Source organism: Hylemonella gracilis str. Niagara R (assembly GCF_000600295.1).
GTDB classification, from domain to species: domain Bacteria; phylum Pseudomonadota; class Gammaproteobacteria; order Burkholderiales; family Burkholderiaceae_C; genus Hylemonella; species Hylemonella gracilis_A.
Genome location: NZ_JEMG01000001.1, coordinates 2,914,798 through 2,940,665, shown reverse-complemented (window position 1 = coordinate 2,940,665; position 25,868 = coordinate 2,914,798). Strand labels below are relative to the sequence as shown.

General features: G+C 65.1%; 20 protein-coding genes. 8 read left to right on the top strand and 12 right to left on the bottom strand.

Annotated features, from left to right (window positions below; all coding sequences use genetic code 11):
* Window positions 1–11: 11 nt before the first annotated feature.
* The 4 genes from AZ34_RS13440 to AZ34_RS13425 all read left to right on the top strand — a co-directional run bounded on the left by AZ34_RS13440 (window position 12) and on the right by AZ34_RS13425 (window position 5,761).
* A complete protein-coding gene (locus AZ34_RS13440) occupies window positions 12–3,329 on the top strand; it encodes an efflux RND transporter permease subunit (RefSeq protein WP_051509839.1) in 3,318 nt (1,105 codons plus the stop codon).
* Window positions 3,330–3,365: 36 nt separating this feature from the next.
* The gene (locus tag AZ34_RS13435; RefSeq protein ID WP_035608898.1) at window positions 3,366–3,575 is read left to right on the top strand and encodes a YgaP family membrane protein; all 210 of its coding nucleotides are present in this window, start codon (window positions 3,366–3,368) and stop codon (window positions 3,573–3,575) included.
* Between the two features lie 93 nt (window positions 3,576–3,668).
* Window positions 3,669–4,538, top strand: coding sequence for an MBL fold metallo-hydrolase (locus AZ34_RS13430; RefSeq protein ID WP_035608896.1), 870 nt, complete (start codon window positions 3,669–3,671; stop codon window positions 4,536–4,538).
* Window positions 4,535–5,761, top strand: a complete 1,227-nt coding sequence (locus tag AZ34_RS13425; RefSeq protein ID WP_035608893.1) for an MFS transporter — start codon at window positions 4,535–4,537, stop codon at window positions 5,759–5,761. The genes AZ34_RS13430 and AZ34_RS13425 overlap by 4 nt, the downstream gene beginning before the upstream one ends.
* Before the next feature lie 54 nt (window positions 5,762–5,815).
* Here AZ34_RS13425 and AZ34_RS13420 read toward each other — a convergent pair whose 3' ends face one another.
* The 11 genes from AZ34_RS13420 to moaA all read right to left on the bottom strand — a co-directional run bounded on the left by AZ34_RS13420 (window position 5,816) and on the right by moaA (window position 17,127).
* Window positions 5,816–6,841 (bottom strand): cytochrome d ubiquinol oxidase subunit II, encoded by a 1,026-nt coding sequence (locus tag AZ34_RS13420; RefSeq protein ID WP_035608891.1) that lies wholly within the window; start codon window positions 6,839–6,841, stop codon window positions 5,816–5,818.
* Window positions 6,842–6,854: 13 nt separating this feature from the next.
* Window positions 6,855–8,249, bottom strand: a complete 1,395-nt coding sequence (locus AZ34_RS13415) for a cytochrome ubiquinol oxidase subunit I (RefSeq protein WP_035608889.1) — start codon at window positions 8,247–8,249, stop codon at window positions 6,855–6,857.
* Between the two features lie 2 nt (window positions 8,250–8,251).
* Entirely contained in the window at window positions 8,252–8,839 is a 588-nt protein-coding gene (locus AZ34_RS13410; protein WP_035608887.1) for a GbsR/MarR family transcriptional regulator, read from the bottom strand.
* A gap of 88 nt (window positions 8,840–8,927) precedes the next feature.
* Window positions 8,928–9,920 carry a diguanylate cyclase gene (locus AZ34_RS17685; RefSeq protein WP_197026555.1) on the bottom strand — a complete coding sequence of 331 codons (993 nt, stop codon included), beginning with the start codon at window positions 9,918–9,920 and terminating at the stop codon, window positions 8,928–8,930.
* A 129-nt stretch (window positions 9,921–10,049) separates the two neighbouring features.
* Window positions 10,050–10,712, bottom strand: coding sequence for a phosphoethanolamine transferase domain-containing protein (locus AZ34_RS13400; protein ID WP_035608885.1), 663 nt, complete (start codon window positions 10,710–10,712; stop codon window positions 10,050–10,052).
* Window positions 10,713–10,898: 186 nt separating this feature from the next.
* On the bottom strand, window positions 10,899–12,032 hold the full coding sequence (gene dnaJ, locus AZ34_RS13395; protein WP_035608883.1) for a molecular chaperone DnaJ: 1,134 nt from the start codon (window positions 12,030–12,032) through the stop codon (window positions 10,899–10,901).
* 135 nt (window positions 12,033–12,167) lie between these two features.
* Complete coding sequence (gene dnaK / locus AZ34_RS13390; protein ID WP_035608880.1) at window positions 12,168–14,108, bottom strand: molecular chaperone DnaK; 1,941 nt, start codon at window positions 14,106–14,108, stop codon at window positions 12,168–12,170.
* Between the two features lie 69 nt (window positions 14,109–14,177).
* A complete protein-coding gene (grpE, locus tag AZ34_RS13385) occupies window positions 14,178–14,702 on the bottom strand; it encodes a nucleotide exchange factor GrpE (protein WP_035611758.1) in 525 nt (174 codons plus the stop codon).
* A 164-nt stretch (window positions 14,703–14,866) separates the two neighbouring features.
* Window positions 14,867–15,226 carry an FKBP-type peptidyl-prolyl cis-trans isomerase gene (locus AZ34_RS13380; RefSeq protein WP_035608877.1) on the bottom strand — a complete coding sequence of 120 codons (360 nt, stop codon included), beginning with the start codon at window positions 15,224–15,226 and terminating at the stop codon, window positions 14,867–14,869.
* Window positions 15,227–15,377: 151 nt separating this feature from the next.
* Window positions 15,378–15,998 carry a molybdenum cofactor guanylyltransferase MobA gene (gene mobA / locus AZ34_RS13375; protein WP_035608870.1) on the bottom strand — a complete coding sequence of 207 codons (621 nt, stop codon included), beginning with the start codon at window positions 15,996–15,998 and terminating at the stop codon, window positions 15,378–15,380.
* Window positions 15,991–17,127 carry a GTP 3',8-cyclase MoaA gene (moaA, locus tag AZ34_RS13370; RefSeq protein ID WP_035608868.1) on the bottom strand — a complete coding sequence of 379 codons (1,137 nt, stop codon included), beginning with the start codon at window positions 17,125–17,127 and terminating at the stop codon, window positions 15,991–15,993. The genes mobA and moaA overlap by 8 nt, the downstream gene beginning before the upstream one ends.
* Window positions 17,128–17,348: 221 nt before the next feature.
* On the opposite strand from moaA, the gene AZ34_RS13365 reads away from it, so the two are divergent.
* The 4 genes from AZ34_RS13365 (at window position 17,349) to AZ34_RS13350 (ending at window position 25,110) form a co-directional block, all read left to right on the top strand.
* Entirely contained in the window at window positions 17,349–19,529 is a 2,181-nt protein-coding gene (locus tag AZ34_RS13365) for a TonB-dependent receptor plug domain-containing protein (RefSeq protein ID WP_035608866.1), read from the top strand.
* A 131-nt stretch (window positions 19,530–19,660) separates the two neighbouring features.
* The gene (locus AZ34_RS13360; RefSeq protein WP_035608862.1) at window positions 19,661–21,811 is read left to right on the top strand and encodes a TonB-dependent receptor plug domain-containing protein; all 2,151 of its coding nucleotides are present in this window, start codon (window positions 19,661–19,663) and stop codon (window positions 21,809–21,811) included.
* 171 nt (window positions 21,812–21,982) lie between these two features.
* Entirely contained in the window at window positions 21,983–22,963 is a 981-nt protein-coding gene (locus tag AZ34_RS17680) for an ABC transporter substrate-binding protein (protein ID WP_155831817.1), read from the top strand.
* An 80-nt stretch (window positions 22,964–23,043) separates the two neighbouring features.
* Window positions 23,044–25,110 (top strand): ATP-binding protein, encoded by a 2,067-nt coding sequence (locus AZ34_RS13350; RefSeq protein ID WP_231495588.1) that lies wholly within the window; start codon window positions 23,044–23,046, stop codon window positions 25,108–25,110.
* Window positions 25,111–25,143: 33 nt separating this feature from the next.
* Here AZ34_RS13350 and AZ34_RS13345 read toward each other — a convergent pair whose 3' ends face one another.
* On the bottom strand, window positions 25,144–25,827 hold the full coding sequence (locus AZ34_RS13345) for a response regulator (protein WP_231495532.1): 684 nt from the start codon (window positions 25,825–25,827) through the stop codon (window positions 25,144–25,146).
* Window positions 25,828–25,868: the final 41 nt, after the last annotated feature.

Genomic DNA, 25,868 nt, shown 5'->3' with positions numbered 1-25,868 from the left:
AAAGGCCAGCCATGACGACCCCTTCCTCCGATTCCCGCCCCGGCGCCTTGGGTGCCAGCCGCCTCGGCGTGTCGGGCCGTGTCGCGGCCCTGTTCCAGTCCGCGCAGATCACGCCGCTGCTGGCCCTGGTGGCGCTGCTGCTGGGTGTTTTCGCCGTCGCGGTCACGCCGCGCGAGGAAGAGCCCCAGATCGACGTGACCATGGCCAATGTGATCGTGTCGTTCCCGGGCGCCTCGGTGCGGGATGTGGAACAGGTCATCGCCACGCCGGGTGAACAGGTGCTTGCGCGCATGGCGGGCGTGGAGCATGTGATGTCCGTGTCGCGTCCCGGTCTGGCGGTGCTGACCGTGCAGTTCAAGGTCGGTGTCGCGCAGAGCGAGGCGCTGGTGCGCTTGCACGACACGCTGCGCGACCATGCCGACTGGCTGCCGGCCGATCTGGGCGCGCTCACGCCCATCGTCAAGCCCAAGGGCATCGATGACGTGCCCATCGTCAGCCTGACCTTGTTCGACCGCCGGCCCGAGGCCAGCGCCTTTGACCTGGAGCGCGTGGCCCACGCCATGGAGGTGGAACTCAAGCGCGTGCCGGGGACCAAGGACGTGCGCACGCTCGGCGGCCCGGGGCGTGCCGTGCGGGTGCAGCTTGATGCCGCGCGCATGGCCGCCGCCGGGGTGAGCGTGGCGGACGTGCGCGGGGTGCTGCTGTCGGCCAACGCGGGGGCGTCGGTCGGCGAGCTGATCTCGGCCAACCGGGCCGTGGCGATCGAAGCCGGCCCCTGGCTGGAGCGTGCCGAGGACGTGGGCGCGCTGGTGGTCGCCGCGCGGGGCACGGCCGCGGACCGGCGCCCGGTCTACCTGCGCGACATCGCCGCCGTGATCGATGGTCCGCCGCCGCCGCAGTCCTACGTCTGGCATGGCATCCCTGCCGAGCGGGGCGGTGCACAAGGTGGCGAGTACCCGGCCGTCACCGTGACGCTGACCAAGAAGCCGGGCGAGAACGCCATCGACGTGGCCAACGCCGCCATCGCGCGTTTTGAATCGCTCAAGAACACCGTGATCCCCGCCGACGTGGAGGTGGCCGTGACCCGCAATTACGGCGCGACCGCCAACGACAAGGCCGAGAAGCTGATCCAGAAGCTGCTGTTCGCCACGGCCTCGGTGGTCGCGCTGGTGTTCCTGGCCCTGGGCCGGCGCGAGGCGGCCATCGTCGGCTCGGCCGTGCTGCTGACGCTGACGGTCACCTTGTTCGCGTCCTGGGCCTGGGGCTTCACGCTCAATCGGGTGTCGCTGTTCGCGCTGATCTTCTCCATCGGCATCCTCGTGGACGACGCCATCGTGGTGGTGGAGAACATCCATCGGCATCAGGCCCTGTACCCGGACAAGACCCTGGCCGAACTGATTCCCGGCGCGGTGGACGAAGTGGGCGGCCCCACCATCCTGGCGACGCTGACCGTCATCGCGGCGCTCCTGCCCATGGCTTTCGTGAGCGGGCTGATGGGGCCGTACATGAGCCCCATCCCCATCAACGCCAGCATGGGCATGCTGTTGTCACTGGCCATCGCCTTTGTCGTCACGCCCTGGCTGGCGCGCCTGTGGATGAAGCCGTCCCCCAGCCATGGAGCTCAGGGCGCTGCGGGACACGCCGCGCCCCAGGGCCTGGGTGCGCGATTGGATCCCTACTTCCGCAAGCTGTTCACCCCGCTGCTCGATGCGCGGCGCGGCGCGGGCAAGCGACGCCAGATGGCGCTGGGCATCCTGGCGCTGATTGCGCTGTCGGTACTGCTGCCCGTGCTCGGCTGGGTGCAGCTCAAGATGCTGCCCTTCGACAACAAGTCCGAGTTCCAGATCGTGGTGGACATGCCCGCGGGCACGCCGCTGGAGCACACCGCCGCCACGCTGCGTGAACTGGGCGCCTACCTGGCCACCGTGCCCGAGGTCAGTGACTACCAGGCTTACGCGGGAACGGCCGCGCCGATCAACTTCAATGGCCTGGTGCGCCAGTACGATCTGCGCGCCGGTGGCGATGTCGGGGACTTGCAGGTCAACCTGGTGGACCAGGCGCACCGCGAGGCCCAGAGCCACGCCATCGCCACGCGCCTGCGGCCCGTGCTGCAGGAAATCGGTGCGCGTTTCGGCGCCAACGTCAAGGTGGTGGAAGTGCCGCCCGGCCCACCCGTGCTGGCGCCCATCGTGGCGGAAATCTACGGCCCCGAGGCCGAGGGGCGCCAGGCCGTGGCGCGCCAGGTGCGCGAGATCCTGAAGGCCACGCCGGGCGTGGTGGACGTGGACGAGAGCGCCATCGCCTCGGCGCCACGCCAGTTGCTGCTGGTGGACCGCGCCAAGGCCGCCATGGCGGGTGTCGCGCAGGCCGACATCGTCGCCACGCTGCGCGCCGGGCTGGCGGGTGAAGCGGTGACCTGGCTGCGCGACGGCAGCAAGTACCCGACACCGGTGCTGCTGCAACTGCCGGCCGAACGCCATGGCGACCTGGATGCCTTGCTGCAATTGCCCGTGCATGGCAATGCAGGTCGGTTGGTGCCCATCCGCGAGCTGACTCGCGTGGTGGACGCACAGCGCGAGCAACCGGTCTATCACAAGGACCTGCTGCCGGTGAACTTCGTGGTCGCCGACATGGCGGGCCAGCTCGACAGTCCGATCTACGGCATGTTCGCCGCGCGCGCGGACATCCTGCGCATCACTGCGCCGGACGGCGGAGCGCTGAGCGAACATTTCGTGGCCCAGCCCGACGACGTGCTGCGCGGCTACGCGATCAAATGGGACGGCGAGTGGCAGATCACCTACGAGACCTTCCGCGACATGGGCCTGGCCTATGCCGTGGGCCTGATCCTGATCTACCTGCTGGTGGTGGCGCAGTTCGGTTCCTACCTCACACCCCTGATCATCATGGCGCCGATCCCGCTCACGGTCATTGGCGTGATGCCCGGGCACGCGCTGCTGAACGCGCAGTTCACGGCCACCAGCATGATCGGCATGATCGCGCTGGCCGGCATCATCGTGCGCAACTCCATCCTGCTGGTGGACTACATCCATCTGCGCCTGGCCGAGGGCGTGGACTTCGCCGAAGCCGTGGTGCAGTCCGCCACGACGCGCGCGCAGCCCATTCTGCTGACCGGGCTGGCCGCCATGGCCGGGGCCTTTTTCATCCTCGATGACCCGATCTTCAACGGTCTGGCCATCGCGCTCATCTTCGGCATCCTGGTCTCCACCGTGCTCACGCTGGTGGTCATCCCGACGCTGTATTACGCGGCCTATCACACGGCTTATCGCAAGACGCACGAGCCTGTGAGCAGCGGCTCCGCGGCCTCCTGATTTCCATCCACCCTCCAACCCATCAAGGAGAATTTCATGACTTCCTGGCGTCTCGTCCGCATCATCGCTGGCCTTTTTGTGCTGCTGTCCCTGGCCCTGGGCGTGCCTGGCAGCCCGCTGTACCTCAGCACCTGGTGGCTGGCCTTCACCGCTTTTGTCGGTCTCAACCTGCTGCAAAGTGGCATCACGAAGTGGTGCCTGATGGAATCCATCCTGCGCCGTTTCGGCGTGCGCGGCGGTTGCTGAAAGCTGCTCGGGGGCACGGGTTCATGCCGAGCTGGCGGTCGCGCCGGGGGCTGTGTTTGAATGGCCGTGTCACTGCCTGATCCGGATTGCCCCATGCCCGCAAGCGTTGTCATTCAGTCCTTCTTCGACGAGGTCACCCACACCATCACCTACCTCGTGTCCGATCCGGACACGAAGCAGGCCGCCGTGATTGATCCGGTGCTGGACTACGAGCCGCGCAGCGGCAAGGTGTCCACGGCCTCGGCCGATCGGGTGCTGGCCGCCGCGCGTGAAGCGGGTATGCGCATTGTCTGGATCCTTGAAACCCATGCGCATGCCGATCACCTCAGTGCCGCGCCGTACTTCCAGCAACGCACGCAGGCGCCGGTGGGCATGGGCGAGCACATCACCCAGGTGCAGGCCATCTTCGGCCCGGTCTTCAATCTGGACGATGTGTCGCGGGATGGCAGCGAGTTCGACCACCTGTTCCACGACGGCGAGACCTTCGCGCTCGGTGGCCTGACGGTGGAGGTGCTGCACACGCCGGGCCATACGCCCGCCTGTGTGTCCTACCGCATCGATGACGCGGTGTTCGTGGGCGACACCTTGTTCAAGCCGGACTACGGCACGGCGCGGGCGGATTTTCCGGGCGGCGACGCGGCCACGCTGTACCGATCGATCCAGCGCCTGCTCGCGCTTGCGCCCGAGACCCGGCTCTTCATGTGCCACGACTACCCGACGCCGGGGCGAACCACCCCCGCGTGGCAATGCACGGTGGGCGAGCAGCGCGCCCGCAACATCCATGTGCACGAAGGCGTGAGCGAGGCGGATTTCGTCGCCATGCGCGAACAACGTGACGCAACACTGGCCGCTCCGGCCTTGCTGCTGCCTTCGATTCAGGTCAACATCCGCGCCGGTCGCCTGCCTGCGGCGGAGGACAATGGCGTGTCCTACCTCAAGATTCCCTTGAAGCTGCCCACATGAACCACCCTGCCATGAACTCCGTCGCGCGCCGCAATATGGCCTTGCTGGTCGCCGCCCAGTCCCTGGGCGCGGCGTCGGCGCCCATCATCATTTCCCTGGGCGGCATCGTGGGGCAGATGCTGGCCAGCCGGCCCGCGCTCGCCACCTTGCCCGTCAGTCTTTACAACCTCGGCTTGGCTTTGTCCACCTTGCCCGCTGCCTTCCTGATGCGCCGTCTGGGGCGGCGCGCGGCTTATGCGCTGGGCGCGGTGCTGGCGGTGGTCTCCGGTGGCGTGGCTGCGACCGGGATCGTGCAGGGCAGTTTCCTGATCTTTTGCCTGGGCACGGCCCTGGCCGGGTACTACGGCGCCAATGTTCAGAGTTACCGTTTCGCCGCCGCCGACACGGTGGCGCCACCGCAACGCGCGCAGGCCATCTCGCTCATCATGATCGGCGGCCTGGTGGCCGCCATCATCGGACCGCAAGCCGTGATCTGGACGCGTGATGCCTGGCCCGGCGCGCCTTTCGCGGGCAGCTTCGGGGCACAGGCCATGCTGGCGCTGCTGGCCCTACCCTTGCTGCTGGCGCTGCGCATGCCGAAGGGCGGTCAGGCCACCGCCGGTGAGGCAGGGGCGGGCGATGGCGCGCGGTCGCTGGGAGAGATCGCGCGCAACCCGCGTTTCATCGTCGCGGTCTCGGCGGGCGTGGTGTCCTATGGACTCATGGCCTTCATCATGACGGCGGCACCCATGGCCATGGTGGGCTGTGGCCACACGGTGGGCGAGGCGGCGCTGGGCATCCAGTGGCATGTGCTGGCCATGTTTGCCCCCAGTTTCGTCACGGGCCGTTTGATCACGCGTTTCGGCAAGACCCAGGTCACATCAGCCGGTTTGTTGTTGATTGCCGCCTCCGGCCTGCTGGCGCTGGCCGGACTGGAACTCCTGCACTTCTGGGGCTCCCTGGTGCTGTTGGGCGTGGGTTGGAATTTCGGTTTCATCGGCGCCACCGCGCTCTTGACCGATGTGTACCGTCAGGAGAACGCGGCCGAACGCGCCAAGGTTCAGGCCTTCAACGATTTTCTGATGTTCGGCGTGGTGGCGGTGGCGTCCTTCGGCTCGGGCAGTCTGCTGGGCAGCGCGGGCTGGAACGTGATCAACGCCCTGATGCTGCCCTTGATCGCCATCGTGCTGGCCTTGCTGGCCTGGGGTGCCCGCGTGAATCGCGAGACATCACACTCGGTCTGACCTTGGTCGAAGAGGGCGGCGCGTGGCTGAGCAGCCAGTCCGCCAGGCACCGACTCAATGCCCGCTCGACGGGCCGTAGCTCAAGGCGCCCGCCCGTCCCCAGAACACGCGGTACATGAAGATGGTGTACACAACGATGACCGGCAACGTGATGGCCACGCCGATCAGGATGACCATCAGTGACTCGGTCGCGCTCGCGGCCTGCCAGACCGTCAGCCGGTCCATCACGATGTAGGGGTAGAGGCTGTAGGCCAGGCCGAAGAAGGCCAGCACGAAGACGATGACGGTCGCGACGAACACGATCCAGCCGTATCCCGCCTCCACCACGCGCGGCCGGTGCAGCACCAACCAGGCCGCGGCCAGGGCAGCCGCGCTGGCCAGGGGAATGGGCAGCAGGGCGAAGAACTCCGGCAGCACGAACCACTTGGCATAGACCGTCGGGCTGGCCAGTGGCGTCGCGAGCGAAATGGCGCCCAGGGCCAAGGCCATGGGCCAGAACACGCGCCGGCCCCAGGCCATGGCGCGCGCGCGCAGCTCGCCTTCGGTCTTCATCAGCAACCAGCCCGCGCCCAGCAGGGCATAGGCCGTGGGCAGGGTGATGGCGATGCCGGCCGAAAACAGCAAGGCAAAGGGATGGGTGTCGAAGCCGGTCAGGTAGCTGCCCAGCATCCAGCCCTGGGCCAATGCGGCCAGCAGCGAGCCCAGCGCGAACAGGCGGTTCCAGAGTGTCTTGTGGCCGGCGGGGGCCTTGATACGGAAGTCAAAAGCCACGCCACGCAGGATCAGGCCAATCAGCATCAGCGCGACCGGCAGGTACAGGGCCGACAGCACGATGCCGTGGGCCATGGGAAAAGCCACCAGGAGCACGCCCACACCGAGCACCAGCCAGGTTTCGTTGGCGTCCCAGAAAGGACCGATGCTCGACACCATCAGGTCTTTCTGCGTCTCGCTGGCGAAGGGCAGCAGCAGGCCGACGCCCAGGTCATAACCGTCGAGCACGACGTAGACCAAGAGGGCCAGGCCCATCACGGCCATGAAGATCAGGGGGAGTACGGTGGCCCAGTTCAATGGCATATCCATGGTCGTATCCTTCTCAGGCTTGTTGGGCGCGCGGGTGGGTGGGCTGCCGTTCAGGCGTGGGTGAGGGCGTCGTGGGTGAGGCAGGCGCTGGGTGTTCGGCCATGTACTTCAATACTCCTACGTAGGCGAGCAGCAGCAGGGCATAGACCAGCAAATAAGCCACCAGCGTGGTCACGACCATGCCCGTGGGGTGGTCGGCCACGACATCCGCCGTGCGCAGCACGCCATAGACGATCCAGGGTTGGCGGCCGATCTCGGTCACATACCAGCCCGCCAGCGTCGCCACCCACCCCGAGAAGGTCATGGCCGCCAACATCCAGAGCCAGTAGCGGGGTAAGCCTGCGCTGCCGACGCGGTAGAGCTTCCACGCCGACAGCCAAGCCACGGCCAGCATCAACATTCCGACGCCGACCATGACGCGGAAACTCCAGAAGACCGGGGCCACCGGCGGGTGCTGGCCCGGGAATGCCTCCAACCCTTGCAGTTCGGCGTCGGCGTCATGGGCCAGGATGAGGCTGGCCCCCTTGGGAATTTGCACGGCGTACAGAGTGCGGCCCTCCTTTTCACTGGGCCAACCCAGCAGAGTCAGGGGCGCGCCGCGCTCGGTGTGCCAGATGCCTTCGATGGCGGCGATCTTGGCGGGCTGGTGGGCGAGGGTGTTGAGGCCGTGCAGGTCACCCATCCAGATCTGCAGTGGGATCGCGACAGCCGCAGTCACGATGGCAGTACGCAAGGCCTTGTGCGTGCCGGGCGTGGCCGTTCGGCGCAGCAGCTGCCAGGCGCTCAGGCCCGCCATGAGAAAGGAGGCCGTCAGTGCCGAGGCCAGCAGCTTGTGACCCAGGCGATAGGGGAAGGAGGGGTTGAAGACGATGGCCCACCAGTCCTGTGCGTGGAAACGGCCATCGATCAACGTGTAGCCAGCTGGTGTCTGCATCCAGGAATTGAGCGCGAGGATCCAGAAGGCCGAGAGCGTGGTGCCCAGCGCCACCAGCAGCGTGGCGATGAAATGCGTGCGCTCCGAAACCCGGCCCCGGCCAAAGAGCATGATGCCCAGGAACGTGGCTTCGAGGAAGAAGGCGGTGAGCACTTCATAGCCCAGCAGGGGGCCAGCGATGTTGCCGGCGCGTTCCATGAAGCCCGGCCAGTTGGTGCCGAACTGGAAGCTCATGGTGATGCCCGACACCACGCCCAGCGCGAAGGTCAGGGCGAACACCTTGGTCCAGAAGTAATAGGCCTGTTCCCAGGCCAGCGCGTTGGCGCTCTCGGCGCCTTCACGCCGGGTGGCCAGGGACTGGCGGATGCGGAAGAACAGCAGCAGCCAGCACAGGGCGATGGTGATGGTCGGGAACAGGATGTGAAAGCTGATGTTGGCGGCGAACTGTATGCGCGCGGCGAGCAGGGCGTCCATGGTCATTTCCTCTGGTTGTCCGGGGCCCGCCGGGGCGTGCGTCCCGTCACGCGGTCCTTGAATTCGAGCACCTTGGTCACGGCGCTGCCCATGCCCATGAGCTGCAGCGCGGTTTCGTTGCTGAGTTTCTGCACGTCGTCGAACCAGGTCATGAGCCGGTCGATCAACTCATGCATCTGGCGCATCCGCTCCTGGGCGTGCCGTTCGGCCTCGTTGCCGGGTTCCTCCAGCAGGGCCATGCGCAGCATGGACAGCGTGGGCTCGATCTCACGGCGGCGGCGTTCCTCGGCCAGCACCCGGAAGATTTCCCATACATCGGACGGCGCTTCGAAGTACTCGCGGCGGTCGCCGGGCTGGTGGCGCAACCGGACCAGGCGCCAGGCCTGCAATTCCTTCAGGCCCATGCTGACGTTCGAGCGGGAGAACTCCAGGGTCTCGGCGATGTCGTCCGCGTTCAGCGGGCGCTGTGAAATGAAGATGAGCGCGTAGATCTGGCCCACCGTGCGGTTGATGCCCCATCGGCTACCCATTTCGCCGAAATGCGAGACGAACTGACGCGACAGTGGGGCAAGAGAGTGCTTGTCTGACATGCCCGCATTCTGTCATGGGTTTGCTGAATTTTCAGTAAATACTGAAAATTCAGGACGTCAACAGGGTCATGAACCCTGGACACAAGGCTCAGACGTAGGCTTCGACGCGGTCCCGGCCGGATTGTTTGGCTCGGTACATGGCTTCGTCGGCGCGTTTCAGGCAGGTCTCGATGTCCTGGTCATCACCCTTGAATTGGGTCACGCCCGCGCTGAAGCGCACCGGCAGCAAGTGGTCGATGATGGGCAAGGGCTGGTTGGCCAGGGCCGTGCGCAGCCGTTCGGCCAGCAGGGTGGCGCCGGCCAGAGCCGTGCTGGGCATGAGCACTATGAATTCCTCGCCACCAATGCGCGCGAGCAGGTCGCTGTCGCGCAGGCGCCCACGCACCACGGCGCTGAATTGCTTGAGCGCCTCGTCGCCATAAGCGTGGCCGTACTGGTCGTTGATCTGTTTGAAGTGGTCCAGGTCCACCAGCATGACCGAGAGCGGCAGCTGATGACGGCGGCTGCGCGCGCACTCCTGTTCGGCGCGTTCCAGGAAATAACGGCGGTTGGCTGCGCCGGTGAGCGGGTCGTAGCGCGCGAGCCGGACCAACTCGGCCTCGTGCCGCTTTTGCGCGGTGACGTCGCGAAAGAACCAAGCGCGGCCCAGCGAGCGCTGTTGGCCGTCGCGCAGCACGGTGGACTGGCGCTCCAGCGTGCGGCCATCCTTGAGGGCGATTTCGCATCGGTCGACCTGATCCGGGTGCTCCTGCAGTTGCCGCAGCCGGGCCAAATAGGCCTCGGGGTCTTGCACCTGATCGAGCAATTTCGGCAGCAGATCCTGGGCCTGGGTTGCGCTCATTGTGGAGGGCACGAGGCTCCCATGCGCTGTGCCAGGGTTCAGGTTGCAGATTTGGAGGAAAGGGAGGTTGTGCGACAGGACCTGTCCCTCCTCGTCCACGACCAGCACGCCGTCGGGCGAGATGTCGTAGATGGCCTGCAGCAGAGCGGGCTGGCTGCTGGCAGCGGTCATGGCCGCTTCGACGGTCAGCTTCAGTGGCGCCGCAGGCTGGGGCGGTTGTAGGTGTGCGCTGGAATCCAAGTCAAACTCCCTGTGCGGCATCCAGTGCCGGATTATTCCCCGCTGCGTGGGCGGAGTGCACATATTAGAGTTTGCCCTGTCAGGGCTTGAAGTAGCCGATCAAAAAAGTCAGCTATACGGCCCTGGGTTTCAGTGCGCCAGGCTCAGCAAGGTGTTGAAGGGACTCAAGCCATCGAGCCAGCGGGTGCCTTGCAGCACGGGCAGTAATGAGTCGCGACCGATGAACCAGACCGCCGCCAGCGCAACGGCCCAGACCAGGATCATCAGCAGGTTCTGCGGCAGGCGTCGGCTCAGCCGGACTCGGCGGATGTTGATATTCCAGAGCCACAGCGTGGGCAGACCGGCCAGCAGACCCAGCCACAGCAGGTGTTGCCACCAGGGCAGGTGGCTGAGGTGGGTGATCAAGGGCCCGAGGGTGTTTTGCAAATGGGCGGTGTCCAGCAGCAAGACGCCTTGACCCGTCCAGAGCAGTTCCGCGTTCACGGCTGTCAGCCACAACAGCACGATGGCGAACACCTTGAGCAGAGGAGACCAGTTGAAGAGCGTGAGCAACAGGCCCAGCGAGGTGAGGCAAAGCAGGGCGAGGTACAGGCTCAAGCCGAAGGCACCATGTCCGGCATAGGCGGCTTCGGGGGCTCGAGAGATTTCTCGCCACAGAGGGAGATTGCCTGTGAGTGTCAGCCACAAGCTGATCAGGGTGAGCACCGTGAGCGGGTGCCAGGAGGAGCGTTGCGCCGCCGGGGAGATGGACGATTGCGCGAATTCAGTGACGTGAAAGAGTCGCAGGGCCATGGCGACTAATTGTGGGCGCATTCACCTGACTTTCCCATGGATTTGGGGTAACAAGGCGTTACTCCGTTCAGGGGACGTAAATGGCCGGGGAACCCTTCCAGGGTATGCCAGTGGCGCGTCCCAGCCTGTTTACCGACTGCCTATCACCCCAACCCCAGGGGCGCGAGACGCACCCCTGGGCTGGCCTCAACTGAAGAAGCTGCGTAGCCGGTCAGCCCAGCCACCCTGGCTGGGGGAATGTTTGGCGCCACCCTTCTTCAGCAGATCGTCCAGTTCGCGCAGCAGCTTGCGCTGCGCCTCGGTGAGCTTGACCGGCGTTTCCACGCTGATGTGGCAATAAAGGTCGCCGGGGTAACTGGATCGCACGTCCTTGATGCCCTTGCCGCGTAGGCGGAACTGCTTGCCGGTCTGCGTGCCTTCGGGAATGTCGATGGCCGCCTTGCCCTGCAGCGTTGGCACCTCGATCTCGCCGCCCAGCGCGGCCGTCACGATGCTGATGGGCACAGTGCAGTGCAGGTCATCGCCATCGCGTTCGAAGATGTCGTGCTTCTTGATCCTTATCTCGATGTACAGGTCACCCGGCGGGCCGCCATTGATGCCTGGTTCCCCATGGCCGGTGCTGCGGATGCGCATGCCGTCGTCGATGCCGGCGGGAATTTTCACTTCCAGCGTCTTTTGGCGTTTGATGCGGCCCTGGCCGGCGCAGGTGGGGCAGGGTTCGGGAATGATCTTGCCCGTGCCCTGGCAGTGCGGGCAGGTCTGCTGCACGCTGAAGAAACCCTGGCGCATCTGTACCTGGCCGGAGCCATGGCAGGTGCTGCAGGTCTTGACCTGGGTACCGGGCTTGGCGCCCGTGCCAGTGCAGGTGGTGCAGCTGTCCCAGCTCGGGATGCGGATTTGCGCGTCCTTGCCGCGCGCCGCTTCTTCCAGGGAGATTTCCATCGCGTAGCTCAGGTCACCGCCCCGGTAGACCTGCCGCGCGCCGCGGGCGCCACGCTGTTGGCCGAACATGTCGCCGAAGATGTCGCCAAAGGCCTCCGCGAAGCCACCAGCGGCGAACCCGCTGTCGGCGCCGCCGCGCATGTTGGGGTCAACGCCCGCGTGACCGTACTGATCGTAAGCAGCGCGTTTTTGCGCGTCCGTCAGCATTTCGTAGGCCTCTTTGGCCTCCTTGAACTTCTCCTCGGCCGCCTTGGCGCCTTCGCCCTGGTTGCGGTCAGGGTGGTACTTCATCGCCAGCTTGCGATAGGCCTTCTTGATCTCGTCCTCGCTGGCGCCTTTCGCGACACCCAGGGTTTCGTAATAGTCACGCTTTGCCATCTCTTGTTCCGGTGTTTTTTCAAGCGAAACCGCCGCGTCGGTGCACGGGGATGAATCCGTGCGCCGACGCGGCAGCGTCAACCGTCCAGGGCGGCGACATCCTGTCCATGGAGCCAGGACGGGCGCCGCCCCGCATCACTTGCGGACTTCCTTGACTTCGGCGTCCACCACGTTGTCGTCCTGGGGACGAGACGCGCTTTGCGGCTCGGCCTGGTCCGTCGCCTGCCCGGCGGCGGCACCTGCTGCTGCGGCCTGCTGCTCCGCGTAAACCTTTTCGCCCAGCGTCTGGCTGGCCTTGAGCAGCGCCTCGGTCTTGGCGTCGATCGCGGCCTTGTCCTCGCCCTTGATGGCTTCTTCCAGTTCCTTGATCGCCGTCTCGATCTCGGACTTTTCCGCCTCGGACAGCTTGCTGCCATGCTCGTCCAGGCTCTTCTTCACGCCGTGCACGGTCGCATCGGCTTGGTTGCGGGCCTGGATGATCTCGAGCTTCTTCTTGTCCTCGGCCGCGTTGAGCTCGGCGTCCTTGACCATCTTCTGGATTTCCTCCTCGGACAAACCCGAGTTGGCCTTGATGGTGATCTTGTTCTCCTTGCCCGTGCCCTTGTCCTTGGCGCTCACATGCAGGATGCCGTTGGCGTCGATGTCGAAGGTCACCTCGATCTGCGGCATGCCACGCGGCGCCGGCGCGATGCCCTCCAGGTTGAACTCACCCAGGGATTTGTTGCCCACGGCCATTTCGCGCTCGCCCTGGTAAACCTTGATGGTCACGGCCGGCTGATTGTCGTCGGCGGTGGAGAAGGTCTGCGCGAACTTGGTCGGGATGGTCGTGTTCTTGGCGATCATCTTGGTCATCACGCCGCCCAGGGTCTCGATACCCAGGGACAGCGGGGTGACGTCGAGCAGCAGCACGTCCTTGCGGTCGCCGCTGAGCACCTGGCCCTGGATGGCCGCGCCGACCGCCACGGCCTCGTCGGGGTTCACGTCCTTGCGCGGCTCCTTGCCGAAGAACTCCTTGACCTTGTCCTGCACCTTGGGCATGCGCGTCATGCCGCCGACCAGGATCACATCCTGGATGTCGCCCACGGCGACGCCGGCGTCCTTGATGGCCGTGCGGCAGGGCGCGATGGTGCGATCGATCAGCTCTTCCACCAGGCTTTCCAGCTTGGCGCGCGTGAGCTTGATGTTCAGATGCTTGGGGCCCGAGGCGTCGGCCGTGATGTAGGGCAGGTTCACGTCGGTCGAGGTGCTCGAGGACAGCTCGATCTTGGCCTTTTCGGCGGCTTCCTTGAGGCGCTGCAGGGCCAGCACGTCCTTGGTCAGGTCGACGCCCTGTTCCTTCTTGAACTCGGAAATGATGTAGTCGATGATGCGCTGGTCGAAGTCTTCGCCGCCCAGGAAGGTGTCGCCGTTGGTGGACAGCACCTCGAACTGCATCTCGCCGTCCACGTCGGCGATTTCGATGATGGAGATGTCGAACGTCCCGCCGCCCAAGTCATAGACGGCGATCTTGCGGTCGCCCTTGCCATGCTTGTCCAGGCCAAAGGCCAGGGCCGCGGCGGTGGGCTCGTTGATGATGCGCTTGACGTCCAGGCCCGCGATGCGGCCCGCGTCCTTGGTGGCTTGGCGCTGGGCGTCGTTGAAGTAGGCCGGGACGGTGATGACGGCCTCGGTCACGGGTTCACCCAGGTAGTCCTCGGCGGTCTTCTTCATCTTGCGCAGCACTTCAGCGCTGACCTGAGGGGGCGCCAGTTTCTTGCCGCGCACCTCGACCCAGGCATCACCGTTGTCGGCCTTGGCGATGGTGTAGGGCATGAGGTCGATGTCCTTCTGGACTTCCTTTTCCTCGAACTTGCGACCAATCAGGCGTTTGACCGCATACAGCGTGTTGCGGGGATTGGTGACCGCCTGACGCTTGGCCGACGCGCCGACCAGCACCTCGCCATCTTCCTGATACGCGATGATGGACGGCGTGGTGCGCGCGCCTTCGGCGTTCTCGATCACCTTGGTGCTGTTGCCTTCCATGATGGCGACGCACGAGTTGGTGGTGCCGAGGTCGATGCCAATGATCTTGGCCATGTGCTTACTCCTGGAATTGTGAATTGGGGATGAGGATTACTTGTGGATAAGTCGCCGGCTTTCAAGGCCTCACTTCGGCGCGGCCACCGTGACCAAGGCCGGGCGCAGAACGCGATCCGCAATGGTGTAACCCTTTTGCAGCACGCTCACCACCGTGTTGGCTTCCTGATCGGCCGGCACCATGCTGATGGCCTGATGCTGGTGTGGGTCGAACTTGGTGCCCGGCGCGGGCGCGATGGCGATCACCTTGTTGCGTTCCAGCGCGGCGGCCAACTGGCGCAGCGTCGCCTCGGCGCCTTCGCGGATTTGGGCGGGCGTCGCATCCTTGATGGCCAGCCCGGCTTCCAAGCTGTCGGCCACGGGCAGCAGGCTCTCGGCGAAAGCCTCGATGGCGAATTTGCGGGCCTTGGAGATTTCCTCGTCCGCCCGGCGCCGGGCGTTCTGCACCTCGGCCTGGGCACGCAAATACTGGTCTGCCAGTTCGGCGCTCTTGGCCTTCAGTTCGGCCAACTCAGCTTGCGCCTGAGTCAGCGGATCGGCGTTCAGATCAACGGTGGTGCTCTCGGAGGGGGGCGTGGCTTGAGGGTCGGTCATCGGTGAAAAGAAGGCAAAAGAAAACAATAGCCGCCCAGATGGGGGCGGCTTTGCTATTTTCAAGGGGCTAAGTGGCCTTGATCGCCGAAAAAGCCCTGGATTTGTTCCCAAACCCTCCAGGCGCCAGTAAAAACGCCGCCCGCCCGGACTGCGGGCGGGAAGGCTCAGCCCGTGATGGACAGCAGCTCGATCTCGAACTTCAGCGTTGAGTTGGGCGGGATCACGCCACCCGCGCCCAGCAGGCCGTAACCGAGGCCCGGGGGAATGATGAGCGTGCGCTTGCCGCCGACTTTCATGCCCGTGACGCCCTGGTCCCAGCCCTCGATGACCATGCCCGAGCCCAGGGCGAACTCAAAAGGTTCCTTGCGGTCATGGCTGGAATCGAACTGCGGACCCTGCTGGCCATTCTTGTAAAGCCAGCCCGTGTAGTGCACTGTGGCGGCTTGACCGCGTCGGACGGCCGGGCCTTCGCCGACGACGGTGTCTTCGTATTGCAGGCCGCTCGGGGTGGTGATGAATGCCATGGAAATCCTTCTGATCCGGGGGAGTGGAACGGTCCAGGGGCAGGAGCGCTCCGTTTTTGATAGCTTGCTCGCGATTATGCCACCCAGGGACCAGCCCTGTTACATGTTGTTGCTTTGGGCGAGACAGCCGCGTGGCGTGACGGGGCTCTGCCTAAGGTCCGGGTACGCCGTGTTCGGGTACGTGCTGCCGTTCCAACTGCCTGAGGTCCTCCAGGGTGTTGAGGTTCGTGAAGGCGAGGGGGTCATCACCGGGCAGATCAAAAGGGACCTGCACGCACCGATGCTGTCGCGTCCATGCCTCGACTTTCCTCTGCCCCTCGCGCAGGAAATGGGACAGGCTGTCGCGCAAGGAGGTCGCGACGAGGCAAAAAGCCGGTTGTGGCCGATCGGTCACAGGCAGTGCAATTTCCGCTTGCTCCGCAAGGGCGGCAAGGTGCAGTCGCGATGCCAGGTTCTCGGGAAAACGCGGTGCGTCGCAGGGCACGGTGAGCAGCCAGGGTGTACGGGCATGTGTGAGTCCACTCAGCATGCCCGCCAGTGGGCCGGGGTAGTCGGGCAGCAGGTCCGGCCAGACCGGCACGCCATGGGCCTCATAGGCGCTCAGATGACGGTTGGCGCTGATGGCCAGGGCCGTGACCTGGGGTCGCAGGCGTCGCAAAGCGTGCAGGACCAGGGCTTCACCCCGGAAGGGCTGCAGGCCCTTGTCCACGCCGCCCATGCGGCTGCCGCGTCCGCCGGCCAGGATCAGGCCTGTGATGCCTTGCTCAGCCACCGATGTAGCTCATTTCGATGCGGGGTCGGGCGGCGCCCAGGGACTCGGCGGGCAATGAAGCCCGCAACTCCGAATACCGGTCGGCGCGTGCCTGCCAGACGCCCGCGATGGCCGCGGTGATCTCCTCGTCGTTGGCTCCCGAGCGCAGCAAGCCACGCAGGTCATGGCCTTGATGGGCGAAGAGGCAGAGGTAGAGCTGGCCTTCGGTGGAGAGTCGGGCGCGGTTGCAGTCGCCACAGAAAGCGCGGGTCACGCTGCTGATGAAACCGACCTCCGCACTGCCATCGGCATAGGCCCATCGCTCGGCCGTTTCGCCAGGCGCTGCGCGTTCCAGGGGCGCGAGCGCAGGCAGCAGACCGTCCGCCGCCGCCTGCCGCAGACAGTCCAGCACCTGGGCGCTGGGCAGCACCTCGTCCATGCGCCAGCCGTTCGTGGCGCCCACGTCCATGTACTCGATGAAGCGCAGGGTCAGTCCCTCGCGCTGGAAATGCCGTGCCATGGGCAGGATTTCGTGGTCGTTGACGCCGCGCTTGACCACCATATTGATCTTGAGTGGTCCCAGGCCTGCCGCGCGCGCCGCCTCGATGCCCTCGAGCACACCGGCCACGGGGTAATCCACGTCGTTCATGCGGCGGAACACCGCGTCGTCCAGGGCATCCAGGCTGATGGTCGCGCGGCGCAGTCCAGCCGCCTTCAGCGAGACGGCTTTGCGTGTCAGCAGCGTGCCGTTGGTAGTGAGGGTGAGTTCCAGGGCCTGGCCGTCCGGCGCGCGGATGTCGGCCAATTGCTCGATCAAGGCCTCGATGTTCTTGCGCAGCAGGGGTTCGCCACCAGTCAGGCGAATCTTGCGCACGCCCAGGGTCGCGAAGGCGCGTGCCAGGCGCGAAATCTCCTCGAAGGTCAGCAGGTCGCCATGCGGCAGGTAGGGGTAGTCCTTGGTGAAGACCTCCTTGGGCATGCAGTAGCTGCAGCGGAAGTTGCAGCGGTCGGTGACGCTGATGCGCAGGTCGTGCAGGGGGCGGTTCAAGCGGTCGCGCGGCAAACCCGATGCCATCGCCGATGGCCAGTGGCCTGACACGGGTGCGGCGACACGCTGATCGAGAATCGGAATGACGCGGGGTACTGTCATGGTGCGGGGGTGTATCTGGCGCGGGACTGCTCAGAATGGATTGTGCAATGCCGCCGAATCTCGGGCCGGTCGAGGCAGAATAGGCACCACAGGGGGCAAGAGGTCGCCGTGGGTGCTCGAAAGTAGGGCAGCATCCAATCGGGGTCTGTCCATGGGGCGTCGCATAACGCGGTGAGGTCCGTGATCCCCACCACCATCGCGTCGTTCGCCTGTTTCCTCGCATGAAGTTTCCCCTGTTTTCCGGCGCCAGCCGCGCCTGCATCATCGGTGCTTACCCTGCGCTGCTGCTGTCGATCGGCATGTTGTTGGTGCCGCCTGCCGCCGCCCAGGCCACGGAACCTGCGTCCGAGTTCCATGTGCCCATGCCCGATACCCTGCCGGGGGCCCCAGCGGGGCCAGACCTCGCAGCACCGCCGCCTTCCGAGCAGGACTATCTGGACGTTCAAGTGCCCCTTGTGCTTTCCGTGTCGCGCCTGCCACAACGGTTGGATGAAATCCCTGGGGCGGTCACCGTGATCGACCGGCAGATGATCCAGGCCAGTGGTGCTCGGGACGTGGTGGACCTGTTGCGCCTGGTGCCGGGGTTCGCTGTCTCGAATGCCTACGAAGACGGTACCGCCGCCGCCAGTTACCACAGCCCGATCCGCACCACATTTCCGAACCAGATGCAGCTGATGGTGGACGGCCGTTCGGTGTATTCCCTGTACTTGGCGGGCAGCACGGGTCCAGGCTTGCAGACCGTGGCCTTGGACGATATTGAGCGCATCGAAATCTATCGTGGCTCCAACTCGGCCACCTATGGCGCGCGTGCCTTTCTGGGCAGCGTCAACATCGTCACGCGCGATGTGCCGGACACGCAAGGTGTGATGGCGCGCGTCACGCGTGGCCTGGGCGAGCACGGCGCAGGCGTGGATGACTGGGGCTTGCGCCTGGCCGGTGGTAGTCCGGCCTCGCTGAACCCCGGTCTGGGTCTGTCCGGCTGGCGCTTGAGCGCGGATCGCCGACGCGATGACAACCTGCGCGGTGCCAGCGGCCCATTGACCGTGCAGCGCGTCAATCTGCGTGCGGACATGGTTGCCAGCATGCGGGATCAACTCGAACTGCGTGCGGGACAAAGCGAGATCGACCATGGGATAGGCCGTGAGGACGTGGTTCCGGAGCCGCACACGCGCACCTTCACGACGAGGTACGTGCAGGCCGACTGGCGCCGTTCCCTGGGCGAGGACAGCGATCTTCTGGTGCAGTTGTCCCACACCGACGAGGCCGTGCGGCAGCTCACTTATTTCGACTCGCCTTCGCCGATCACCGGCCAGATGCACCACGACATTCCGTGGAATTTCAGCGGGCAGGCGCGCAGCACCAACCTCCTGGTTCAACACACCCTGCGCGTCGACCCGGGCTTGCGCGGGGTCTGGGGGGGGGAATGGCGCCGTGAGGAAACCGTCTCGGCGGCGCTCTACAGCACCCGCGAGGCCTTCATCGAGGATTTCGCTCGCCTCTTCGTCAACGTTGAATGGCGATTCGCGCAGGACTGGCTGCTGAACGCCGGTGTGCTGACCGAGCGTAGCAGCCTCACGGACGAGGACGAATTCGCTCCGCGTCTGATGACCAACTGGCGCGTGGCCGAGTGGGAGGGCGCGCGTCATACCCTGCGCGCCGGCATGTCACGCGCTTTCCGGTCCGTCAGTGTCTTCGAACGCCACGCCGACATCCGCTTTCGGGATCCGCAAACTGGCCAAGACCTCGGCTATCTTTATGACGCCTCGCTGGGGAATCCGACGAGGCCTGAGCGCATCGATGTGAAGGAACTGGGATGGTTGGTGGAGAGCAGCGCCGTCTTCAGCTTCGATCTGCGCTTGTTCGAAGAGCAACTGCATGGGGTGGTGGTCGACAAATTCGAACCCAAGACCGGCGGCGTGGCCCAAGGCGATCCCAAGGTTTTCACCTTCGTCAATGGGGACGACTTCGACGTGCGTGGCGCGGAAGCGCAACTGCGTTGGTCCCCTTGGCCGGGCGCGCGGTGGCATTACGCATGGACGCAATTCCAAAGCAGTCAGCGCATGAGCATGTCGCAAAGTTCTCGGGGGCGTGCGGTCCCCAGGCACCGCAGTCAGAGCCTGATGTACATCCAGCGCCTGCCCTGGGACATGAGCGCCAGTGCCTTCGCATACCAAATTGGGGACCGCATCTACCCAAATTCCGTGGCCCTTGCGCCGCCCTACAGTCGGGTGGATCTACGGCTGGCCAAGACCTTGCGGCTGGACGAGCGCTGGTGGGCGGGGCGGCAGGCTGAGCTGTCAATGACCTGGCAGAACATCGACGGCGATGACGCGGACCACAGCAAGAGCTATCCACAGTATTTCCAGCGCCGGGTGTTCCTGATGCTGCAGTTCGGATACTGATGCGCCTGCGTCCGCACAGTTTGTGCATGGGGGCCGAAGTTCGGCGTGGCTGGGGCAAAATGAGCCTTACGGGGAATGTGGAAGTCACGGTTTGTACCCGCGTTGATCCAATCTGACCCTTGTTGTATTCCATGGCCCGTCCGCTTCGTGCTTTCCTGGCCTTGCTGCTGTTGGGCTTGGCATGCAAGTCCTCCTTTGGCGCCCCGTCGGTGGCTTCCCCGTCCCCATTGGAGTTATTTCCCCCTGATTCCGATTCGCCGGTTGTCCTGGCGGCGAATGCCGTGTCGGCGGGTTTGCTGTCCGAGCAGGACTATCTCGAGCCGCAGTTGCCTGTCGTGCTCACCGTTTCGCGCCTGCCGCAACGACTCGATGAAGTGCCGGGCGCGGTCACGGTGATCGACCGCGAGACCATCGGCGCCAGTGGGGTCCGCGACGTGGCCGATCTGCTGCGCCTGGTTCCAGGTTTTTTTGTGTCCAACTCATTCGAGGAGGGTGCCTCCGCAGGCAGTTACCACGGCTTACGCTCCACGTTTCCGAACCAGATGCAGTTGCTGGTGGACGGTCGTTCGGTCTATTCACTGCATCTGGGCGGCAGCGTCGGACCAGGCTTGCAGACCGTGGCTCTGGATGACATCGAACGTATCGAGATCTTCCGTGGTCCCAACTCCGCCACCTACGGTGCGCGGGCCTTCCTGGGCAGCATCAATATCATTACCCGCGATCTGGTGGACACACAGGGGGGGATGGCGCGCTTGACGCGGGGTGTGGGGCGCGATGGCGCGGGTGTCGAAGACTGGGGGGTCAGGTTGGGAGGCGTGGTCGGACGTGCGGCGTCCACCGCCGCCATGCCGGACGACCCAAGAGATGGAACTGGGTTCACAGGTTGGCGCTTGAGCGTCGACCAACGACTCGATGATGGTCTGCAGGGTGCGGGCGGACCGGTTGAAGTCCAGCGCGTCAATCTGCGTGCGGACGCGAACTACAGCGAGACGGACCAACTGAGTTTGCGAGCCGGGCAAAGCCGTATCCAGAGCTGGATCGGCAAGTACTACGACTTTCCCGGCTTGCACCGGCGAGGCATCACCACGTCCTATGCGCAACTGGACTGGAATCGCAATCAGGACGAAAACACCGATCTGTCCGTGCAACTGTCCCATACCGACGAGCGTGTGGTGGAAAAGGAGCGTGGCACCATGCCCCATCCTCCCATGGGGCAGGATGGGGCGGGGGTGTTGTATGACCGCAGCGGTGGCACGGGCAGTACCAACCTCCTGGCCCAGCAAACCCGGCGTCTCAGTCCGACCTTGCGGGGTGTCTGGGGCGGAGAGTTGCGGCGCGAGGCATCCGAGTCTCAGGCCCTGTATGCCACGAACCGACCCTATGTCGAGAACTTCACTCGGCTCTTTGGCAATGTCGAATGGCACTTCGCTGGCGATTGGCTGGTCAATGCAGGGGCACTGATTGAGCGTAGCAACATGACCCGGAACAATGAAGTTGCGCCCCGCCTCATGCTGAGTTGGAACGCAGGGCAGACCGGCCTGGCCCGTCATACCCTGCGTGCGGGCGTTTCCAGGGCCTTTCGCCCCGCGAGCATGTTCGAGCGCAAGGCGGATGTGCGCTACCACGACCCGCAAACGGGAGAGGTTATTGGGTATGAATACGACGCGGCCCTGGGTGACCCATCACGCCCTGAACGCGTCGAAAGCGTCGAGCTGGGCTGGTTGGTGGACGCAGGCAATGCCCTGAGTTTTGATCTGCGCGTCTTCCAGGAGAGGGTGCATGGGGTGATCGTGGACCAGCGTGCCAGCAAGCAGGGAGGGCAGCTGTCGAGCAATGGCCGAGTCTTCACCTACGTCAACGGCCCGGACTACGACTTACAAGGTGCGGAGATGCAACTGCTCTGGCAGCCATGGCGTGGCGCCCAACTGCGCTACAGCCACGCGCAGTTCACCAGCGAGCAACTCATCCGGCGCACGGAGCTGCCCGAGCACCATAGCCACAGCCTGCTCTTTGCTCAGCGTCTGCCGCGAGGCTGGAATTTCAGCATATGGGATTACTACATGGGCGAGCGCGTTTATCCGAACGACACGGATGTTGCGCCGTCCCACACCCGTGTCGACGCGCGGCTGGCCAAGTTCCTGCGCCTAGGGACACCTGACCGCATGGGCAGGCAGGCTGAACTGGCCTTGACGATGCAGAACCTGGATGGCGCGGACGCGGACGATGTGCCCGAGATCCGTTTCCAGCGCCGTGTGTTTCTGTCCTTGCAAGTGGAGTTCTGAACAGCCGTGGTGAACGTGCTTGCCTGTCCTCTTGTCTTGAAGGCTCTCCTGGGCGATCGGTTTCGCGCCCTGGTCGGGCTGTGCTGCTTGGCGCAGGGGCTGGCGGGTGCGTTCGCACAAACTCTTCCCTCTGCAACTGTTTCGCCTTCGCAGCCCCCAGCGTCGGTGTTGGTGGCAGTGTCCGGCGGCGCTGGAGAAGCCTATGAACAGGCCGCGCTGGCCTTTGAGCGTTCTTTGGCCGACATCTTGCGGCAGGACGGAAAAACGGTCGTCTTTGTCCATGTGGAGGCGCGTGATGGCGCGACTCTGTCCAGAGCCGGGCAAGCCGCGCCACGGTTGCACATTGCCTTGGGCGTGCAGGCTTGTGCCCAGCTGGCGCGCCAGAAAGCGGCCGCTTTGAACCAGAACACCCTGGCCTTGTGCACTTTGTTGCCACGCCAGAGTTTCGAATACCTGATGCGCGAGACGGGTCGGCAAGCTGGACCGGATTTCTCGGCCTTGTACCTGAACCAACCCCTGGGGCGTCAGCTGGATCTGATCCGTCTGGCCTTGCCGCGGGCCCGGCGCGTGGGTGTATTGCTCGGCACCTCGCCGGACGCGGGGCGGACGGAAGCGCAACTGGCCGAACTGGCGCGTGAGCGCGGCTTGCACCTGGTCAGCGCCCGGGTAGATGCCGGTGATCCCCTCTTCCCTGGGTTGAAGCAGGTGCTGGATGAATCGGATGTGTTGCTGGCCATGGCGGACCCGCAGATCTACAACAGCCACACCATCCAGAACATCCTGCTGACCTCCTTTCGTGCCAAGGTGCCGATGCAGGCCTTCTCGCCCGCGTACGCACGCGCGGGAGCCTTGTTGGCGCTCTACACCACGCCGGAGCAGATCGGCGCGCAGGTGGCCCTGCTGGCGAGGGACGCCTTGTCAGAGCTGGAAGGTGGCCCGCGGGGCTTCGGTCCCCCGCAGCATTCCCCCTTGTTCGAGGTCAACGTGAATGCGCATGTGGCCCGCTCCCTTGGGCTGCAACTGGACGCGGTGGCGCTGGCCGAGCGTTTGCGCCGGTTGGAGCTTCGGTCCGGACTGGAGCGCAGGTCGGAACGTTGTCCAGACGTGCGGGACGGTTCAGCGCGCGCTTGCCCGCGAACGGGGGGGCTGTGATGCGGATGCCTCGGTGCAAGCTTTCCCACACGCTCGGGCGTTTCCTGGGGCGGCACCTTTCGGCTTTGCTCTTGCGATTCGTGCCCTTCAGCCTGCTGAGAGACATCCGCGCCCGCATGGCCTTGGCCGCCATGCTGCCGGTCACGCTCGTCACCCTGGTGTTGTCGGGGGTGTTCTTGAGTGGACGTTATGACGATCTGGACGACGCGCACCAGCAGTGGACCCGCACGCTGGCGCGTCAAGTCGCCAGCGCTAGCGAGTATGGGCTTTTTGCGGCCAATCTGGAGAACCTGCAGGCGCTGACCGCGGGGGCCATGCGTGAGTCGGGCGTGCGCATGGTCCTGGTTCTCGACGCCCAGGGTCAGGTGCTGGCCGCTTCGGGCAGTGTTCGGCTGGAACCAAGCAGCCTGACGCCCCGCGTCATCATGGGCTTGGAGGATCTGTATCTGCCCGCAGATTTCCTGCCTCTGGATGGACGTGCATGGCGTTGGATCGATCCGTCCAGCGGCGATGAGTTCCTGGTTCAGCCGGTGCATTCTTCCCGGCTTCGTCTGGACGAGGTCTATGAGGGCGAGGTCAACGGTCCGGAACTCGGTGCAACTGGGGTGCTGGGCTACGTGATGGTGGAGATTTCCCGCGAGGTCTTGGCGCAACGCAGCCGTTTCATGCTGGGAATCGGGTTGGCCGTGATGGGTGGCGGACTGCTGCTGGGCCTGTTGATGGCCTGGTTGCTCGGGCGGGGCGTGGTGCTTCCCATATTGCGGGTGTCGCGCATGATCGGGCGCATCGGCGCCGGTGATCTGTCCGTGCGCGGGGAGCTGCTGCCCGACGATCCCTTGCGCGCCTTGCAGCAAGGCTTGAACCAGATGGCCGAACGCCTGCAACGCCACCATGAAGAGTTGGAGCAGCGCGTTGCTCAGGCGACGACGGAATTGCGCGCCCGCAAGGAGGAGGCCGAGTTGGCCACCCAGGCCAAGTCCCGTTTCCTCGCGGCGGCCAGCCATGACCTGCGCCAACCCATCCATGCCCTGGGCATGTTCGTGGCACGTCTGACGCAACTGCCGCATGATGCGGAGACACGCCGACTGATCGGCAATCTGGAAGCTTCGGTACGCGCCATGCAGGACCTGCTTGACGCCTTGCTGGATGTGTCTCGGCTCGACGCTGACGCGGTGCAGGCACAGGTCCGCCCCGTGCCGCTGGCGCCCCTGCTGGCCCAGCTGCGCGGTGCGCTGCTTCCTGTGGCGCAGGACAAGGGTCTGCACTTTAGGGTACGCCAGCCGCGCGGCGCGGAGCTCTGGGTGCGCACTGACCCCGCCTTGCTGCATCGCATCCTTCTCAATCTGTTGAGCAATGCCTTGCGTTACACCAGCGAGGGCGGTGTGCTGCTGTCCTGTAGGGTGCGTCGCGTTATGAGCGATGGGAGCGCGGGTGCAGGCGACAAGGTGTTGATAGAAGTCTGGGACACGGGCGTGGGCATTGCCCCGGAACACCAAGAGGATATCTTTCGGGAGTTCTACCAGATCGGCAACCCCGAGCGCGACCGTAGCAAGGGCCTGGGCCTGGGCTTGAACATCGTGCACCGCACGGCCCGCCTGCTTGGCCATCCCTTGCGTCTGACGTCCCGCTTGCGCCGAGGCACCCGCTTCACGCTGGAACTCCCGCTCGCGCCCGAGGGGGAGCGCCAATTCGTGCCCCCTGCCGTGGAGCCCGCGCGCGGCCCCGACGATCTGCGGGGCTTGCGCGTGCTGGTGATCGAGGACGATGGCGCCTCGGCCCATGCCCTGGACGGCTTGTTGCATTCCTGGGGCTGCACGGTGGCGGTGGTCGAAAGCCTGCGGGATGCGCTGGCGGTCATCGAGGATGGGTTCGAGCCCGATGTGCTGCTGAGCGACTACCGCCTGCGGGCGGGAGAAAACGGCATGTGGGCGGTGCAAGGGGTGCGCCAGCAGATGCGGCGGCTCGCGGGACCGGCGCAGGTCCTGCGCCCTGATTTGCCAGCAGCGCTGATGAGCGGGGATACCGATCCCGATCTGATCCAGCTTTGCCGTGAGATCAGCTTGCCTTTGCTGCACAAGCCCGTGCGCCCGGCCAAGCTACGCACGCTGCTGAGGCGTCTCAGCCAGAACCAAGCGTTGAGCATGTAGGCTGGCGAACGCTCGGCCCGGGGTTTGATGGACTCAGAGGCCGTTCATCGCCGACAGACCGGGATCATCTTCCGTGCGCGGGTAATAACCATGCTTGCGCGCGGCCAGGACGGCCTGGGTGCGGGTGGCCACGCCAAAACAGCGCAGGATGTTGCTGACGTGGTTTTTCACCGTTTCGTCGGACAGATCCAGCAGGCGGCCAATTTCCTTGTTGGTCAGGCCATCTAGCAGCAGTTGCAATACTTCTTCCTGCCGTGGGGTCAGGGTCGGAAGCGCTGGCATCGGCGCGGGCAGGGCAGGCGAGCCTCCAGCCAGCACAAGACGGGTCACGGAAAGCAGTTCGTCGCTCATGCCCGATTTGGTGAGGAAAGCCGCTCCTCCGCGCTCCATGACCTGCTGACGTACCCGCGGGTTCACGGAGCCCGACAGCATGATGATGGGCAGGTCGGGGTGCCGGCGGGCAAAAACGTCCAGCGCTTCCAGGCCATTCATGTCGGGCAGGTGGTAGTCCAGCAGCACCAGATCCAGGTCGGTGTCTCGGGCGATATCGAAGGCCTGGGCGCAGGAGGCGGCTTCGAGAACCTGCACCGGCTCCGCCGGAACTTCTTTGTCCCCGGCATGGGCGGAATCGCCATCCCCAGCGGTTTCCAGCCCGCGCAGAACCTGGCGCAAACCTTCACGAATCAGGGCGTGATCGTCGACGACGAGAATTTTCAAAAGGGACTCTCTTTTTCCGCAGGATTCGCATTTGGAATAGT